This is a genomic window from Halomonas sp. YLGW01 (assembly GCF_014840935.1).
Lineage (GTDB): Bacteria > Pseudomonadota > Gammaproteobacteria > Pseudomonadales > Halomonadaceae > Onishia.
On sequence record NZ_CP062005.1, the window covers coordinates 1463861 to 1482228 of the forward strand.

At 63.6% G+C, this 18368-nt stretch carries 12 protein-coding genes; 5 read left to right on the forward strand and 7 right to left on the reverse strand.

Annotated features, from left to right (window positions below; all coding sequences use genetic code 11):
* The first annotated feature begins 30 nt into the window (after positions 1-30).
* The 5 genes from IEJ03_RS06835 (at position 31) to IEJ03_RS06855 (ending at position 10376) form a co-directional block, all read left to right on the forward strand.
* Complete coding sequence (locus tag IEJ03_RS06835) at positions 31-2142, forward strand: type I secretion system permease/ATPase (RefSeq protein WP_192037221.1); 2112 nt, start codon at positions 31-33, stop codon at positions 2140-2142.
* Complete coding sequence (locus IEJ03_RS06840; protein WP_192036902.1) at positions 2139-3572, forward strand: HlyD family type I secretion periplasmic adaptor subunit; 1434 nt, start codon at positions 2139-2141, stop codon at positions 3570-3572. Before IEJ03_RS06835 ends, IEJ03_RS06840 begins: the two co-directional genes overlap by 4 nt.
* A gap of 4 nt (positions 3573-3576) precedes the next feature.
* Positions 3577-4200: a response regulator transcription factor gene (locus IEJ03_RS06845; RefSeq protein ID WP_347401002.1), complete on the forward strand. Its 624-nt coding sequence runs from the start codon at positions 3577-3579 to the stop codon at positions 4198-4200.
* 119 nt (positions 4201-4319) lie between these two features.
* Positions 4320-9959 carry a retention module-containing protein gene (locus tag IEJ03_RS06850; RefSeq protein WP_192036903.1) on the forward strand — a complete coding sequence of 1880 codons (5640 nt, stop codon included), beginning with the start codon at positions 4320-4322 and terminating at the stop codon, positions 9957-9959.
* Between the two features lie 84 nt (positions 9960-10043).
* Positions 10044-10376, forward strand: a complete 333-nt coding sequence (locus tag IEJ03_RS06855) for a tryptophan synthase subunit beta like protein (RefSeq protein ID WP_192036904.1) — start codon at positions 10044-10046, stop codon at positions 10374-10376.
* A 117-nt stretch (positions 10377-10493) separates the two neighbouring features.
* Here the strand turns inward: IEJ03_RS06855 and IEJ03_RS06860 are convergent, their stop codons facing one another.
* The 7 genes from IEJ03_RS06860 to IEJ03_RS06890 all read right to left on the reverse strand — a co-directional run bounded on the left by IEJ03_RS06860 (position 10494) and on the right by IEJ03_RS06890 (position 18252).
* Entirely contained in the window at positions 10494-12398 is a 1905-nt protein-coding gene (locus IEJ03_RS06860) for an EAL domain-containing protein (protein ID WP_192036905.1), read from the reverse strand.
* Positions 12399-12459: 61 nt separating this feature from the next.
* A complete protein-coding gene (locus IEJ03_RS06865; protein ID WP_192036906.1) occupies positions 12460-13167 on the reverse strand; it encodes a transglutaminase-like cysteine peptidase in 708 nt (235 codons plus the stop codon).
* A gap of 57 nt (positions 13168-13224) precedes the next feature.
* On the reverse strand, positions 13225-14409 hold the full coding sequence (locus IEJ03_RS06870; protein WP_242458074.1) for a cation diffusion facilitator family transporter: 1185 nt from the start codon (positions 14407-14409) through the stop codon (positions 13225-13227).
* A gap of 148 nt (positions 14410-14557) precedes the next feature.
* Entirely contained in the window at positions 14558-15718 is a 1161-nt protein-coding gene (locus tag IEJ03_RS06875; protein WP_242458075.1) for a 1-acyl-sn-glycerol-3-phosphate acyltransferase, read from the reverse strand.
* Positions 15719-15782: 64 nt separating this feature from the next.
* Positions 15783-16709 carry a recombination-associated protein RdgC gene (locus IEJ03_RS06880; protein WP_192036907.1) on the reverse strand — a complete coding sequence of 309 codons (927 nt, stop codon included), beginning with the start codon at positions 16707-16709 and terminating at the stop codon, positions 15783-15785.
* 114 nt (positions 16710-16823) lie between these two features.
* On the reverse strand, positions 16824-17600 hold the full coding sequence (locus IEJ03_RS06885; protein ID WP_192036908.1) for a UDP-2,3-diacylglucosamine diphosphatase: 777 nt from the start codon (positions 17598-17600) through the stop codon (positions 16824-16826).
* Positions 17601-17739: 139 nt separating this feature from the next.
* On the reverse strand, positions 17740-18252 hold the full coding sequence (locus IEJ03_RS06890; RefSeq protein ID WP_192036909.1) for a peptidylprolyl isomerase: 513 nt from the start codon (positions 18250-18252) through the stop codon (positions 17740-17742).
* Positions 18253-18368: the final 116 nt, after the last annotated feature.

The following is an 18368-nucleotide window of genomic DNA, read 5'->3' on the forward strand; positions in this document are numbered from 1 at the left end:
CCGGACGACGCGCCACCGCCTCAGGACGACCTGCTGGCCTGCCTGCAAGTGGTGGCGCGCGCCCATGATCGTGAGACCAGCCCGGACACCCTGATTGCCGGTCTGCCCCTTGAGGGGGGGCGTCTGACTCCGTCCGTCTTTCCCCGAGCGGCCAAGCGTGCCGGGCTCTCGGCGCGGCATACGCGCTGTCGGCTGGTGCAGCTCAATCCCTCGCTGTTCCCGCTGGTGCTGCTGCTCGAGCCGATGCGTGCCTGCGTATTGCTGTCACTGGACGTCAAGGAGCGCCGGGCCCGAGTGATCTTCCCGGAGTTGGGTGAGGCCGCGGTCGAGGTGAGCCTCGATGAACTGAAGGCCCGCTACAGTGGTCGCGCCCTCTATGCCCGCCCGGCGTTCCGCTTCGATGCTCGGAGCCCCGAGCTCGGCGCCACGCGCCGCGGGCACTGGTTCTGGGACGTGATCCGAGAGAACCGTCGTGTCTATCGCGATGTACTGATCGGCTCCGTGCTGATCAACCTCTTCGCCATCGCCATGCCCCTGTTCGTGATGAACGTCTATGACCGAGTGGTGCCCAACCATGCCACCGAGTCGCTCTGGGTGCTGGCGATCGGCATCATTTTGGTGCTCTGCTTCGACCTGGCTCTGCGGCTGATGCGCAACGCCTTCGTGGATCTTGCCGCCAGCCGGGCGGACGTCAAACTGTCGTCCGCGATCATGTCGCGGGTGCTGGGCGTGCGCCTGGAGTATCGGCCCGCCTCCACCGGCTCATTCGCCTCCACCCTGCAGTCTTTCGAGTCGGTGCGGGCCTTCATCGGTTCGGCGACGGTGGTGGGGCTGGTGGATCTGCCCTTTGTGCTGCTGTTTGTGACCATCATCGCCTTGATCGGTGTGCCCCTGGTCATCCCGATCCTGGTCGGCATCGTCTTCGTGCTGCTCTATGGTCTGGCCGCCCAGCGCCGGCTGCATGAACTCTCCGCGACGACCTGGCGTGCCAGCGCCCAGCGTAACGCCACCCTGGTCGAGTCGCTCGGCAACCTCGAGACCGTCAAGGCGCTGAGGGCCGAAGGCCGTCTGCAGGCGATCTGGGAAAAGTCCACCGCCTTCCTGTCACGCACCTCGGCGCAGCTGCGCCTCACCGCGTCCTCGGTGACCAGCGTGGCGATGTGGACCCAACATACCGTCGCGGTGGCTGTGATCGTGGTGGGCGTCTACCTGATCATTGCCGGCGACTTGACCCAGGGCGGCCTGATCGCCGCCTACCTTCTGTCGTCTCGTGCCATGGCGCCGATCAGCCAGTCGGCGGGACTGCTCGCCCAGTATCATCAGGCCTCGACGTCGCTGGACTCACTCAACGAAGTCATGGCGCAGCCGACAGAGCGCGGCGAGCAGCAGCAGTGGGTGTCGCGGCCGGTGATTCGCGGCGAGGTCGAGTTCTCGCGGATATCGCTGCGCTACCCAGGCGAGGAGCGAGAGGCGCTGCGCGAGGTCTCGCTCAGGGTGGAGGCCGGCGACAAGCTGGCCTTGTTGGGTAAGGTTGGTTCGGGCAAATCGACGCTCCACAGGCTGCTGCTGGGGCTCTACCAGCCCACCGCAGGGGCCGTGACCGTCGATGGGGTGGACATCCGCCAGTTCGACCCGCTGGAGCTGCGCCGCCATATCGGTTATGTGCCCCAGGACGTCAGCCTATTCTTCGGTTCGCTGCGCGACAATGTGATTGCCGGCGGTGGCAGCGACGGGGTCAGCGACGAGATGCTGCACTGGGCGATCGAGGTCGCTGGCCTCAAGGCCTTCGTCGACAGTCATCCGATGGGGCTTGAGCTGCCGGTCGGCGAGCGGGGCGAGCGGCTCTCCGGTGGACAGCGTCAGAGCGTGGCGATTGCCCGTGCCCTGGTGCACGACCCGCAGATTCTGCTGCTCGATGAGCCGACCAGTGCCATGGATCATGCAAGCGAAGAAGCCTTCAAGCAGCGCTTGTCCACGCTGGCCAAGGCCAAGACGGTCATCGTTGTCACCCATCGCACCTCCTTATTGTCCCTGGCCGACCGGGTGGCGGTCATCGATGGGGGGCGGGTGGTCGCCGACGGGCCACGCGATCAGGTCGTTGAGGCCCTGCGCAATGGCAAGGTCGGGAGGGCTGCACGATGAGCCGAAAAGATGATGCGTCCCGCCATGCCGAGCAGAAGGGCTTCGAGGCCATCGGCCGGGTATCGGAAGAGGGGGGCAAGGTGCTGCGCCCCCTGATCGACCGCCTGTTTGCCAAGCGGGTATCCTCGGCTCACCTCGACCGTGACTGGGCTACCGACGCCGACTGGGCGCGCCTTCAGCAGGAACCCTTGCGCGCTCGGGCGCTGTTGTATGGGATGCTGCTGGCGCTCCTGAGCCTGGGCGTCTGGGCCTATTTCGCCGAGCTGGACGAGGTCAGTCGCGGTGTGGGTCGCGTGATTCCCTCGTCTCAGCTGCAGCGGGTGCAGTCCTTCGATGGGGGCGTGGTCAAGGCGATCCTGGTCGAAGAGGGCGAGCGAGTCGAGGCGGGTCAATTGCTGATGCGTATCGATCCAACCCGCTTTGTCTCGACCTTCCGTGAGAATCGGGCCCGTGCCAGGGCGCTTCAGGCGAGAGCCGCTCGCTTGCGTGCCCTGGCCACCGACAGTGCCTTCAATCCGCCGGAGGCCCTGCGTGTCAAAGCCCCCGATCTGGTCGCCCAGGAAACCGAACTCTATGCAAGCAGTCAGTCGGCTCTGGCCGAGCAGTTGGGGGTGCTTCAGGAGCGGCTTAGCCAGCGCCAGGCCGAGCTCGCCGAGGCGCGGTCTCGGCTTGCCACCGCCTCCCGCGAACTCAACCTGGCCTCGCGGGAGCTGTCCCTGACGCGGCCGCTGCTCGATACTGGCGCCGTTTCCGAGGTCGAGGTATTGCGCCTGGAACGCGAGGTCTCCCAAGCCAGCGGTGATCGCAACCAGGCGCGTTCTCAGGTCTTACGTCTCGAGTCCGGCGCAGAGGAGGCGCGGGCCCAGCTTCGGGAAGCCAAGGCCGAGCAGCGCAGCGAGTGGCGCAACCAGCTTTCAGAGACGCTGTCCGAGCTCTCCACCCTCGATGAGTCCAGCACCGGGCTTGAGGATCGCGTGCGCCTGGCCGAGATCCGCTCACCGGTCGATGGCATCGTGCAGCGCATGACCATCAACACCATTGGCGGCGTCGCCCAGCCAGGACAGGATGTGGTCGAGGTCGTGCCAAGCGACGATCGTCTGCTGGTCGAGGCGCGCATCGCTCCGCAGGACATCGCCTTCCTGAGGCCCGGCCAGCCGGCCACTATCAAGCTCACCGCCTATGACTTTGCGATCTATGGCGGGGTGCCCGCCGAACTCGAGCATATCAGCGCCGACACTATCACCGACGAAGAGGGGAATACTTTCTATCTGGTGCGCGTCAAGACTCAATCGGGCACGCTGAAAGAGCAGTTGGAGATCATCCCGGGCATGACCGCCGAGGTGGATATCCTCACCGGTAAGCGAACGGTGATGGAGTACTTGTTGAAGCCCCTGCTGCGTGCTGGGCAGAACGCCCTGACGGAGAGATGAGCCGATGATGCAACACTGGATCCTCCTTCCCCCCGAGCAGGTGCCGATGCGCTGGCGCGAGGCCTTTCCCGAGGGGCGTGCGGTGGAGGCCGTAGCGCTGGGCGATGCGCTCGATGGCGGCTGCCAGGTATGGATCCCCATCCAGCTGCCGGATTGGGAGCAGCAGGTTGCTCGTCTCTCCGCCTCTGGCGCCGTGGTCTGCGTACTCACCCTGAACCCTGATAGTCGGGAAGCTCTCCAGGCGCTGTCGGCCGGGGCTCGTGGCTATGCACACCTGCTATCGCCGCCTGACCTTCTCAAGCAGGTCTCTCTGGTGGTCGAACACCAGGGCATCTGGATGGGCAGCGAACTGCTGTCTCGGGTCGTCCGGGTCAGCTTCCAGTCCCTTGGCGGGCGTGACGGGGTGCAATCCGAATCTCTGGATCAGCTGACCGAGCGCGAGCGTGCCGTCGCCTTGGCTGTGGCCGAAGGTCACAGCAACAAGGAAGTGGCACGACAGCTCGATATTACCCCCCGCACCGTCAAGGCCCATCTTGGCGCTATCTTCCGCAAGCTGGAGGTTCGTGATCGCATGCAACTGGTCCTCATGCTTTCTCGCGAAACCTCTCCCAGCGTCTTGCCCAATTAAGCACCTGTACCATCGGTACAATACCCTGAGGTGATTACCCGACTTATGCTTGATGGCATAAGTCATCCGTGCGTCTTAATGTCTGATGCTAAGGGCGCCGTTTTTCGGGAATCGTCATTATGTCTATCGCTACCGTTGTCTCCATCACAGGTCAGGCCTGGGCGCGTGATGCTCAGGGTAACCTGCGTGAACTCCGCCTCGGCGATCAGCTGCAGGAAGGGGAGACTCTAGTGACCTCGGATAATGGCACCGTCGAGCTGGATTTCCTGGACGGCCTGCCTCCGGTCGCAATTGGTGGGGGACAGCAGGTGGCGATGAGCGGAGAGCTCGATGCCAGTGTGCCCGTCGATAACGACGAGGCCAGCGCCGACGATGAGGGTATCGAAACCCTGTTGACCGCTCTGGAGGGTGATGACGACCTGTTCGATAGCCTTGAGTCGCCAGCTGCCGGCGGCGGAGGTGGCATTGGTGGCGGAGGCCACAGCTTTGTCCAGCTGGCGCGAATCATGGAAAGCGTCGACCCGCTGGAATTTGATTTCGATACGGCGCGTGATCCCGTGACGAGCATAGAGTTAGAGGGTGATGAGGCGACGGTCGACGATGGCGATAGCCTCGACACCAGTGCCGAGATCAGTGTCACCCTCGGCGATATCAACAGCGCCAACGCCTCCAGTGCTCTGATCAGCGGCACCACCAGCGGCGTGGAAGCCGGGCAGGTGGTGAGCCTGGTGATCAGCGACGATGATGCCACCAGCGCCGACGTGGCAGTCACCGCGACGGTCCAGCCCGATGGCAGCTACGAAATCACCGCCGACCTGAGCGATCTCGACGACGGCAGCCTGACCGTGACCGCCACGGTCGAAGACCAGGCGGGCAATGAGGCTATTGCCACAGATACCGCTAACCTCGACACCACCATCGGTGACGGTGACACCACCATCGGTGACGGTGACACCACCAACGGGGCCGCCGTCACCATCGATGGCATCAGCGATGACACCGGCACCTCCCGCAGCGACTTCGTCACCAACGACACCAGCCTTGAGCTCAGCGGCCGCGTCGAGCTGGCCGACGGCGACAGCCTCACGGTGCGCTTCAACGGCACCGACTACACCACCGCCAATGGCCTGGTGATTGCCGACGGCAGCTGGACGCTGGATCTGACCGACACCGAACTGGCCGAGGGCACCTATCCCGTCAGTGCGGTGGTCAGCGACGCCGCGGGCAACGCAGCCACCGCCACGCAAGACGTGGTGATCGACACCACCATCGGCGACGGTGACACCACCAACGGGGCGGCGGTCACCATCGATGGCATCAGCGATGACACCGGCACCTCCCGCAGCGACTTCGTCACCAACGACACCAGCCTTGAGCTCAGCGGTCGCGTCGAGCTAGCCGACGGCGACAGCCTCACGGTGCGCTTCAACGGCACCGACTACACCACCGCCAATGGCCTCACCCTCGATGCCACGGCCGGTACCTGGTCACTGGATCTGACCGACACCGAACTGGCCGAGGGCACCTATCCCGTCAGTGCGGTGGTCAGCGACGCCGCGGGCAACGCAGCCACCGCCACACAGGACGTGGTGATCGACACCACCATCGGTGACGGTGACACCACCAACGGGGCCGCCGTCACCATCGATGGCATCAGCGATGACACCGGCACCTCCCGCAGCGACTTTGTCACCAACGACACCAGCCTGGTGCTCAGCGGCCGCGTCGAGCTGGCCGACGGCGACAGTCTCACGGTGCGCTTCAACGGCACCGACTACACCACCGCCAACGGCCTCACCCTCGATGCCACGGCCGGTACCTGGTCACTGGATCTGACCGACACCGAACTGGCCGAGGGCTCCTATCCCGTCAGTGCGGTGGTCAGCGACGCCGCGGGCAACGCAGCCACCGCCACGCAAGACGTGGTGATCGACACCACCATCGGCGACGGTGACACCACCAACGGGGCGGCGGTCACCATCGATGGCATCAGCGATGACACCGGCACCTCCCGCAGCGACTTCGTCACCAACGACACCAGCCTGGTGCTCAGCGGCCGCGTCGAGCTGGCCGACGGCGACAGTCTCACGGTGCGCTTCAACGGCACCGACTACACCACCGCCAACGGCCTCACCCTCGATGCCACGGCCGGTACCTGGTCACTGGATCTGACCGACACCGAACTGGCCGAGGGCTCCTATCCCGTCAGTGCGGTGGTCAGCGACGCCGCGGGCAACGCAGCCACCGCCACGCAAGACGTGGTGATCGACACCACCATCGGCGACGGTGACACCACCAACGGGGCGGCGGTCACCATCGATGGCATCAGCGATGACACCGGCACCTCCCGCAGCGACTTCGTCACCAACGACACCAGCCTGGTGCTCAGCGGCCGCGTCGAGCTGGCCGACGGCGACAGTCTCACGGTGCGCTTCAACGGCACCGACTACACCACCGCCAACGGCCTCACCCTCGATGCCACGGCCGGTACCTGGTCACTGGATCTGACCGACACCGAACTGGCCGAGGGCTCCTATCCCGTCAGTGCGGTGGTCAGCGACGCCGCGGGCAACGCAGCCACCGCCACGCAAGACGTGGTGATCGACACCACCATCGGCGACGGTGACACCACCAACGGGGCCGCCGTCACCATCGATGGCATCAGCGATGACACCGGCACCTCCCGCAGCGACTTCGTCACCAACGACACCAGCCTTGAGCTCAGCGGCCGCGTCGAGCTGGCCGACGGCGACAGCCTCACGGTGCGCTTCAACGGCACCGACTACACCACCGCCAACGGCCTCACCCTCGATGCCACGGCCGGTACCTGGTCACTGGATCTGACCGACACCGAACTGGCCGAGGGCTCCTATCCCGTCAGTGCGGTGGTCAGCGACGCCGCGGGCAACGCAGCCACCGCCACGCAAGACGTGGTGATCGACACCACCATCGGCGACGGTGACACCACCAACGGGGCCGCCGTCACCATCGATGGCATCAGCGATGACACCGGCACCTCCCGCAGCGACTTCGTCACCAACGACACCAGCCTTGAGCTCAGCGGCCGCGTCGAGCTGGCCGACGGCGACAGCCTCACGGTGCGCTTCAACGGCACCGACTACACCACCGCCAATGGCCTGGTGATTGCCGACGGCAGCTGGACGCTGGATCTGACCGACACCGAACTGGCCGAGGGCACCTATCCCGTCAGTGCGGTGGTCAGCGACGCCGCGGGCAACGCAGCCACCGCCACGCAAGACGTGGTGATCGACACCACCATCGGCGACGGTGACACCACCAACGGGGCGGCGGTCACCATCGATGGCATCAGCGATGACACCGGCACCTCCCGCAGCGACTTCGTCACCAACGACACCAGCCTGGTGCTCAGCGGCCGCGTCGAGCTGGCCGACGGCGACAGTCTCACGGTGCGCTTCAACGGCACCGACTACACCACCGCCAACGGCCTCACCCTCGATGCCACGGCCGGTACCTGGTCACTGGATCTGACCGACACCGAACTGGCCGAGGGCTCCTATCCCGTCAGTGCGGTGGTCAGCGACGCCGCGGGCAACGCAGCCACCGCCACGCAAGACGTGGTGATCGACACCACTGCGCCGGGTGGGGGCAGTGGAGGAGGTGAGGGCAACGCCATCGCCTTCGACGACGCCGTGATCGACGCCAGCGAACAAGGCAGCGTCACCTTCAGCGGCACCGTGGAAGACGGGGCCACGATCGATAGCCTCGTGATCAGCGACAGCAACGCCACCACCGCCGACCTCAGTGTGGCGGCGAGCGACATCACCGTGGGCGACGACGGCACCGTCAGCGTGGTGGGGCAGGATCTGAGCGACCTGGCAGACGGCGAGCTGACCGTGACCATGACCGTCACCGATGCCGCCGGCAACACGGGCCGCGTGGATAACAGTGCCACCCTCGACACCTCCGAGCTCGAAATCACGAACTTGTCTGATTCCGGTGACGTCACGGTTTATGAGTCTTTCCTAGACGATGGGACTCGGGTCGGTGACGGCTCGGTTGTAGGCAAGAGTTGGTTTGGCATCAGTGCCACGGCGGGTATCCAGACCTTGGCGATTACTGGAACATTAAGGTCCGGTGCTGGAGAGCAGACCGGTGAAACAGTCAGCTTGAGCTTGAGTCAACTCGAAGGCATTACGTCGAGTACACCGGTAGAGATCAATACGGATCAAGGTGGCATTCTTCGCTTGACTGGTTTCGATGCGAGCACAGGGAAGGTGGATTACGAGTTCGAATTGAGCCAGGCGGTTACGCATCAAGAGGGTGGCGATGCGCGTAACCTGCTTGTTCAGTCGGGCATCGATATAACTGTCACTGACGTTGCTGATAACGTTGAGGCAGAGGCGATCAACGTGGTCATCGTGGATGATGCTCCTGTTGTGGAAGAGTTCCAGGATGCGCTTCTCAGTGTGGAGGTGGGGACCATTCTAAGTGGCAGCCTCGGAATTCAGCTCGGATCGGACACTGAGACTGCTTCCGTAGAGGATATTTCGCTTTCGACCAATGATGACGGTCAGATCCTGGCTCAATACTCGGATCCCGTGTCAGGGGCATTGATGACGGCACCGGTTACAGTCGAGAGTGGACAAACACTGACATATGCCGTGCAGGATGGAGTGCTTACGGCCACAACGTCGGACGGAGAGGCTGCATTTCAGATTACGGTGGATCCGGGCTCCGGTAGTTACACCCTTGAGGTGTTCAAGGAAATTGATCCGGCGGCTCAGGTCTTTACAGGCTTTTCATTGAGTACTGGTGGGAACAACGCATCTCCGACCTTTGGCGATGATAGCCTGCAAGTGACGGTCTCTGCCGGTGATCTTTCGCCGAATTGGAGCGCCAAAAGTATCTGGGTGGCGCAAGGGGGTAAGATTACAACCGGTCAAACGCTAAGGTTCGATTTTCATGAGCCAGGAGAGTCAACGCTCTCCAACCCATTGAGCAAGATTGTCTTTACAACCAATGGCGCGAGCAGTTGGGAGGCTTACCTCGACGGTGAGCTTGTCCACTCTGATGAAAGTGCTGAAGGGGTCTTGACCATTCTGGCCGAAGATGTTGGTTCCTATTTTGACCGAATCGACTTCATTGGTACCTCGGATGGGTATAGCGTAAGTAATAACTTGCAAGGGCTGTATCTTGATTCCTCTACTGACTTCGCTCTGGCTGGTGAAGTAACGGTCAAAGATGGTGATGGCGACAGTGTGACAGTGGAAGGTGACTTCAGCTTCAGTGCCGATTCGAACTTTGAAGGTGGCCCAGGCGATGAAATCCTTGTTGGTACCACCGACAACGATGTGCTCATGGGAGGTGAAGGAAACGACCAGCTCATTGGCAGAGAAGGCAGCGACACTCTCTTTGGCGGATTGGGTGCCGATGTCTTCGTCTGGCAGCTAGGCGATGAAGGGCAGCCCGGCGATTCGGCCCACGATACGGTGAAGGATTTTTCCCTCGCCGAAGGGGATTCCCTGAACCTTACCGAACTACTGGTCGATGAGACGACTGATTCAATCGATGACTACCTGCATGCCGAACCCAGTGCCACGGGTGATGATACCATCCTGCATGTCAGCACCACGGGGGGATTCGGTGGTGACTTTTCCAACAACTCGGGACAGGAAGATCAGACGATTACCCTGGAAGGCGTTTCGATGGATGGTCAGTCATCGCAAGCCTTCATCAATGACCTGATCCAGAATGGCAACCTGAATATTGATCAATAACGAGCCTGGGGTGCTGTATGAGGTGCTATATGAATGACTACAGCAGGCCCATGGCAGGGAAGCAGTGTCTTGCGAGGGAACGGCATGTACATCAAGCGGAATAAGGCAGGAGAGATTGAGCAGCTCAGCCGGGTAGCTACGGGCGATTGTCAGGAGCGGATCGATGTCGATGCCCCGGAGCTGGATGTCTTTCTGGAGCGTGAAGATAGCGAAAGCGGTGGCAAGCTTGCACAGTCGGATCTGGGGTTGGTCCGTGTGATCGAGGATCTGGTCGATGTGCTGATCGAGCGCAACCTGATCAGCTTCACCGACTTTCCGCAGGCCGCACGCGACAAGCTGATGACCCGCCAGAGCCTGAGGCAGCAGCGCAACAGCGTGGCCTTGCTCGGCGAGCGGGACGAGGAGGATGCGATCTAGCGGCCATGGGGTGGCCGCCCTCGCATGAAAGCCGGAATCCAGGAAGCACAAAGCCGGATCGTCCTATGGTCGATCCGGCTTCGTGTCTGTTGGTACCGTGTGGAAATGAGTGAATATCTAGCCTTCGAACTTCACCACCGGCCCCGTCACCCCATCCATGCCAATCTCGACGAGAGCTTGGCGTTCTTCTGGGGTTTTCACGCCTTCGGCGATGGCCAGGATCCCCAGCGAGTGGCTCAGTGTCGCCATGCCGCGCAACAGCGTCTGGTGTGCGGTCTGCTGGTCGATATCCCGGATCAGCGAGGCATCGAACTTGAGGTAGCTCAGGCCACTGCCCTGCAGGTCGGCGAGGTGTGTGAACTGCTGGCCGACGTGTTCAAGGCCGATATGGCAGCCAAAGCGTTGCAGGGCATGGCACAGGGACTGGAAATCCTTCAGCTGATGGATGGCCACCGTCTCGGGCAATTCCAGCCACAGCCGCCTGGCTGCCTCGGGGTGGGCCAACAGCAGTTCATGCAGCCGCTGATGGAACCCCGAGCTTGCAAGGCTTCGGGCCGAGAGGTTTAGCGCCATCGGCGCCTGTTCTTGTTCCAAGGTACGCAGAGCACTCTCGATGCTGGCCAGATCCAAGGCTTCATCCAACTGGAAGCGTGTGATCCAGGCTAGATAGGTGCCCGCTGGCTGCCAATCGCCATCCAGCCAGAGACGTGAGGGGCATTCCATATGCAGCAACTTCCCTTCGGCATCGAGTACCGGGTAGCGAGCTAGCCTAACGCCTTGTTCGAGAGCCGTTTCCAGCGCGTGTCGCCATTCTGCATGGTTGCGGTATTTCAGGACATCGGGCGTCGGCTCCGTCATGCAGATCGATCGTCCACCACGCGCCTCGGCCCTGGCCAGTTCCCCATCGAGTTGGCTGAGCAGCGTCTCGCGTGGGACATCGTGCTTGAAGGCGACGATGCCGATGGGTAGGTCGAGCAGGCTGGGTTGTCGGTCGGCGAGCGGATGCAGGCGCTGAGTGAGCTGGTCGGCGACATCGTCGGGTGTCATGCCGTGGGGTAGCAGGATGGCGAAGTCACTGCCATTGAGGCGGCCTAGCTGGCTTTCATGATGCTCCAGCGATAACTCATGAAGAGCCGTGGCTATCTCGTGGAGAAAGCGATCGGTCTCCGGTCGCCCCAGCTTGGCATTGAGAGCTTCAAGGTCGGCGACCCTTACCATGGCCAGGCAGCCCTGGTGGAAGACTTCCTTGTTGTCCAGGGCATGCTGGAGATGCGTCATGAAGTAGGCCCGATTGGCGAGGCCGGTGGTCGCATCCTGTTGCAGCTTACGTCTCAGGTCCTCGAGCTTGCCGCTTTCCCGGGTCAACATCTGACGTACGCTGCCGGACAGGCGGTTCATGGCCGCGACCAATTCGCGCAACTCCTGTGTCCTGGGCTCCGGGGCGATGGTGAAGCGTCGGTTGCCGATATCGTTGGCCTGGTCGATCACCGCCGCCAGCGGGCGACGGATGCGCCGAACGATCCACCAGGCGATCAAAGCGCTGATCAAGGCGGCGAAGGCAAACCAGGCCACCAGTTGCTGGGCGCTCTGCCACAGGGAGCGGTAGGCATAGCTGTGCTGACTCTCGAGCATCAGGGTGCCGTACTGACGCCAGCCATCCTGCACCACGGCATGGCCGGGAGGAATGGTGAAGTGGGTCAGGTCCACGAACCAGCCCGGTACATCGGCGATGAACGGAGGGGCCTCGCGGCGCAGGATGAGGTCGCCGGCGGAGTCGCGCAATTCGATGCGCCGGTAGTGGCCGGTATCGAACTGGGCGGCCAGCAACAGCTCGATGGTGACAGGATCCTTGTCGAGCTGACTCATGGACAGGGCCAGTGCATTGGCATTGTCGGCGTTCTTGATGCGCACTTCCTGCTCGATGTAATGGCGACTGGTCGATAGCCCCACGATCAGGCTGCCGCCGAAGGCGAGCAGCAGGACGGTGGCGATGGCCAGCCATAGCTGTTTGATCAGAGACATCCCAAGCTCTCCCTCTGCCGCCTATTGGCGGTTATATCGATCATCATCGAATGTGTCACCGTTAAAGTCGAAATCCCTGTTCTCGCATGCGGGCCAGTACGCTGCGCCAGCGAGACAGACGCTGCACCGGGTCGACCCGTGACTGGCTGGACCCGCCGGTCCAGAGGCCGTCGCTGTTGAAACTGAACACGGGCGTCAGGTCCAACCGCTCGCTGGCGGGACGAATGCTCTCCACAAGGTTGTCCAGTACCAGCGGTTCTGCCCCCGGCAGGCGGTAATAGCCCAGCACCATGTGTGCCTGAGAGAGACCGCCGCGCCCCAGGGTCGCCCGGACATAGATCAGTCGCAGTCGCTCGGAGGCCATCCCCAGCTGCAGCAGGGTGATGTACTTGGCGATGGTGAAGTCCTCGCAGTCACCATCGCCGCGCCCCAGCGTCTCCAGAGGCGTGGCCCAGTAATCTTCCTGCTGCCAGATGGCACGGTCATCCAGCCAGCGAATACGCTGGTTGAAGAAGTCGTTGACCCCGGCCAGCTGCTCGGCGATGGCGAGGGGGCGAAGGCGCTCGATCAGGGCGAGCCAGGCCTCCAGCGCCGCCGTGCCTTGTGTCTCAAAGCGGGACTGCATGACCTGACGCAAGCGTGCCATGTCGAGGGCGGCCACCGCTGGCGGTGACAACCCCAGCCAGCCACCCGCGAGCAGACCCCCTAGCCCGATGAGCAGGCGGCGACGCTGGCGTTGAAAGGCTGGGGGAGTGGGGGCACGAGGCATCGAGGTTTCCCTGCGTGCAGGGCCTGATAGGGAGGCAGATAAGAGTGGCGGAATATATCAGGCTTTGCCTGGGCCCTGCCAGATGCGCAGCCGACCGATCCAGGGTAGGCGGGCGGCGTGGCGGCGCAGGGTGTCGGCCGCCTCGTCGAGGCTCAGCTCTGAGCTATCCGGGCGCACGTAGAGAGAGATATCAATGTGCTGATCGAGATAATGCAGGTCCAGGGTCAGGCGGGATTCCCAGGCAGGCAGGCCGGACCAGGCGGTGGCGAGCTCGGCCTCCACTTCCTCACGCAGCGGCAGCACGTGCAGTGGGTGCTGGGGCGGTGCGTCCTGATCGTCCTCGGGGTCGATGTGGAAGGTCACATCACTCAGGTTGGGGAAGGCCTGATGCAGTTGACGACAGACCTCGTTGCCGACCTCGTGGGCCTCCGAGACGGTCACCCGCGGGCGTACCACCAGGTGAAGGTCGAGCAACACCTGGCCACCGACGGTGCGGGTGCGCAGATCGTGCACGCCGCGCACCCCGGGTACCTGGCTGGCCGTCTCGCGCATGCGCTCTTGCTCGGCCTCGGGGAGCGCGGTGTCGATCAGCTCCTGACTCGCCTCCCACAAAAGCTCGCCACCGATCTTGCCGACCATGATGGCGACCACCACCGCGGCCACGCCATCCAGCCAGCCGGCGCCGAACTGGGCGCCGAGCAGGCCGACCAGCACCACTACGGTGGAGAGGGCATCCGAACGGGAATGCCAGGCATTGGCCTCCAGCAGCTTGGAGCCTACCCGCTTGGCCACCTGCATGGTGTAGCGGAAGATCCATTCCTTGGCAGCCAGGGCGAGTACCGCGATCCCGATCGCCCAAGGGCCGGGCGCGAGGACCGGCGTGCCACTGAATAGCCGTTCCAGGCTGCCCCAGGCGATGGCGCCGGCGACGAAGATCAGGATGCTGCCCAGCCACAGGGTCGCCAGGGTCTCGATGCGACCGTGGCCATAGGGATGGCCGCGATCGGGCGCCTGGCGACCGTAGTGGGTGGCGCCAATCACGAAGATGTCGGTGAGAATATCCGAGAAGGAATGAATGCCATCGGCCACCAGCGCCGCCGAGCCGACCATCAGGCCGGCCACCAGCTTGAACATGCCCACCACGAAGTCGATGCCGGCCCCGATCAGGGTGACGCGGTGCGCGGCCCGGGTGTCGGCGGCGCGGTCATCGGTCTCCGCGCGGGAGTGATGCATGTGGCCCATGGATGGTCTCCTCGGAGGGTGGCCCCATCCAACGGGGCCTGAGGCTAAGGGTGGCTGCTTGGCGGGGCATCGGCCAGATCAGAGCCCGTCGAGCGCCGCCGAGGCAGAAGATCGGCGGCGTATGCCCAGGGGCCTGGTTTGGCGCCTGTTAGAGCCGTCCGGCGCGATTGAGTACCGGGTTGGCGTACTGCGCCAGCCACCAGTCACGCAGGTGGGTGGGCACCTCGGCAAGCCGCGCATGGAAGCGCTGGCGATCCGTCTCGGTGACCTCGCTGAGATCGACAAGATCCGGTGCCAGGCCGCTGGCCTCGAGGGCCAGTTGGTGGCTGGGGAAGAGGTGGTAGCCGTTCAGCACCTGCTGGTCGATCTCCTGGGCCACAGCCTCGGGGTCGTCGAAGTCCGCGACCAGTGGAGTGCCGAAGGTCAGCTTGATCCGTCCCTTGGCGCCGGTGATGCCGGCGACGATTGAGCGAATGTCCTCGAACTCGATCTTCTGATAGGCCCCCTCGGTGTGCATGGCATGGAGTTCGCGCGCCTTCTGAAGATCGCAGGGATCGTACTCGTAGCTGATCGACACCGGCACCATGCGCAGTTCGCGGATGATCGTGCCCAGGTTGGCCTGCTTGTCGGCCTGGCGACCCGCCATGGTCAGCATCTTGATGATCGCCGGGTCGGCACGATCGATGCCGTCCTTGGCGCGCCCCTCGCGTTGAGCCATCCAGATCGAATGGTTGTCCTCGCTGATGGAGTGGCGAATGTAGCGTGACAGCAGTTGGTAGGCGGCCAGCATGGCGCGCTTGCCCTTGGCCGAGCGCGGCACGATGAAGCTCTTGTTGAGGCGCATCAGGTCCGACACATAGGGTTTCTGCAGCAGGTTGTCGCCGATGGCGATGCGCACCGTGCTGCGGTTGGCCTGATAGAGCGCGTAGTTGACGAAAGCCGGGTCGAGGGCGATGTCGCGGTGGTTGCCGATGAACAGGTAGGCCTGATCGTGCTCCAGGCGGTCGAGGCCTTCCACCTCGAAGGACTCGGTCGTGGTGCGGATCATGCGCTGCATGTAGCTGGCGATGCGCATCTGAAAGTCATAGACGCTGTCGACCCCGCGCATCTCGCGGCGAATCGCGAAGCGGGCCAGGGTGCGCGCCAGGCGCGGGGCCATCCGCGCGAGCCTGGGCAGCTTGAACTGGGTCAGCGCATCGAGCAGCTCGGCATTGTCGGCCAGCCGCGTGATCACCTCGGCGACCTCGTCGTCGTGATAGGGACGAATGTCGGCGAAGGGGTCGTTTATTGTTTCGGCTTCTGTGGTCACGATGAAAAAATCACGAGATTGAAGACTGGAAAGATGAGAGCGACGCGGATCATAGGCTCGGTGATCATGGGCTCGGCGGCGCGGCGGAGGCTTCGCCGTCCAGCCAGCCGATCAGGCGTTCCACGACCTCGGCCAGGGTCTGCGCCATCAGCACGAAGTCGGCCTCCATGCGCAGGATGGCGTCATCGCCGTCGTTGGCCTGGCTCGCTTCGTCGAGCAGGGCATCGGAAAAACGCAGCGACTTGAGGGCCAGGTCGTCGTGCAGCACCAGGGAGAGCTGCCCTTCGACCTCGAGTGCCAGCTTGTGGGCCTGTCGTCCGCCTTCGAGCAGGGTCTGGATCTCGTCGCTGTCCAGATCCACGGCCCGGGCGCGCAGTACGCCATCGTCGCCCTGAGCCTTGAGCTCGACCTGGTCGCCGAGGATCAGCCCGGTCGGGCGGCTATCCGCTTCCTTGAGCCAGGTGGTCATGGCGCGGATCGGCAAGGCCTGGGTGGCCAGTGGCGTGACCTTGAGGCTGCCTAGGGTCTGGCGCAGCAGATCAAGTATTTCCTCGGCGCGGGCACGACTGCTGGCGTTGACGGCGATCAGGTCGCGGCGAGTGTCCCACCACAGGTCGACCTTCTGGCTCTTGATGAAGGCGCGTGGCAGCAGCTCCTCATAGACCTGTTCCTTGATCGTCTGCTTCTCCTTGCGCGGCAGGGGGCGGCCCTCGGCGGCCTCGCGGTCGGCGCAGCGCTCCTCGACTTCCTCGCGCACCACGCTTGCCGGCAATACGCGCTCCTGGCGCAACGCCGAGAGCAGGCGATGCCCCTGGATCTCGTGGAGATGACGTTCGCTGCCGCGCCCGCCCGGCGTCCGCCAGCCCAACCGCGTGGCTTCGCTACCCCCTAGCGGGCGGAAGGCCTGTTCGGCGAGCTGGTCGTCCAGGTCGTCGTGGGCGATCTGCGGGGCATCATGCAGGCGATAGAGATGCAGGTGCTTGAACCACATGGCAAGTCTCTGACAAAAAAGGAGCAACATTATGGCCAAAGGGGGCCTTCGGTGCCAGCGCTGGGCCGGCGGCGCACATTTCGTTCTGGCGCCGGCGCACGTTACGGCTAGGCCTCAAGCGCTGGGCGGTGCGTCGAGCGGGAAGTCGCGCAGCTCGGGTGCCTGGCCGGCGTCGAGGCGAATATCCCAGCCTCGATCGGGCTGCCAGTCCCCCAGCACGACGCGTATGGCCGGCTGGTCATCGAGCGTGAGGTCATGGATGGCCGGGCGATGCGTATGGCCGTGAATCAGCAGGGCAACGTCATGCGCCTTCATGTCCTTGACCACCTCATCGGGCGTGACATCCATGATGTCCTCGGCCTTGTTGGAGTTGGCGTCACCGGATTGCTCGCGGATCTGCTTGGCTAGCGCGAGGCGCTCAGGAATCGACATGGCGAGGATCTGCGCCTGCCACTGAGGATCGCGGGCCTGGGCGCGGAACGCCATGTAGGCCTCGTCGCGGGTGCACAGGCTGTCGCCGTGCATCAGCAGGATCGGCTCGCCGTCGTTGTCGAGCTTAGTGGGATCATCGAGGAGGGTGGCGCCACAGGCTTCGGCGAAGCGCTTGCCGATCAGGAAATCCCGGTTGCCGTGCATCAGGTAGACCGCCGTGCCGGCGCTGCTCAGGTTGTGCAGTGCCTTGGCGACGCGCTTGACCAGCGCCGCGTTGCCGCTGGGCTCGGCCTCCGGCAGGTCGAGGATGTCATCACCGACCCAGGCCTCGAAGAAATCGCCGAGGATATAGAGGGCGTCGGCCTTGCTGGCCGTCTCTTCCAGGTAGGTGAAGAAGCCGTCGGTGATCGCGGGGGCACCCGGGTGCAGGTGCAGATCGGAAATCAGCAGAGTCGTCATGGCGAGCCTGTTCGTGTGATTGCGGTGCGGTAACGTGGCGCTTGTCGGGACGCGCCGTCAGGGCGCATGTCCCAGCGGCCGAGGGCCGAAAAACGACACACGCCCGCACGTAGGCGGGCGTGTCTTACAGGCATGGATCTCAGGTGTCGCTCGGCGCGTCATCCTTGAGATAGGCGCGCTGGATCACCACGTCGTCGGCGGGCACGTCAGCGTGCATGCCGCGGCGAGTAGTCGGGACGACGCGGATCTTGTCGACCACGTCCATGCCGTCGACCACTTTGCCGAACACGCAGTAGCCCCAGCCCTGGAGGTTCTTGCCGCTGTGATTGAGGAAGTCGTTGTCGGCGACGTTGATGAAGAACTGGGCGGAAGCCGAGTGCGGGTCCTGGGTGCGAGCCATGGCCAGGGTGCCCTTGGTGTTCTTCAGGCCGTTGTCGGCTTCGTTCTCGATCGGCGCGCGGGTCGGCTTCTGATTGAAGTCGGTGTCGAAGCCACCGCCCTGCACCATGAAGCCGTCGATCACCCGATGAAAGAGGGTGTTGTCATAGTGGCCGTCGGTCACGTACTGCTGGAAGTTCTCGGCGGTCTTGGGCGCCTTGTCGAAATCGAGCGCGATGGTGATATCGCCGTAATTGGTCTGGAGAACAATCATGTCAGTTTCCCGGAAGTCGTATTGGGCGCCTTGGCGTTGCGCATCTGCGTCGCGCTATAATAGCGGTTTTGCATCGACGCGCGAAGCCGGCAACCGCCATCCGTCCTGGTCGATCG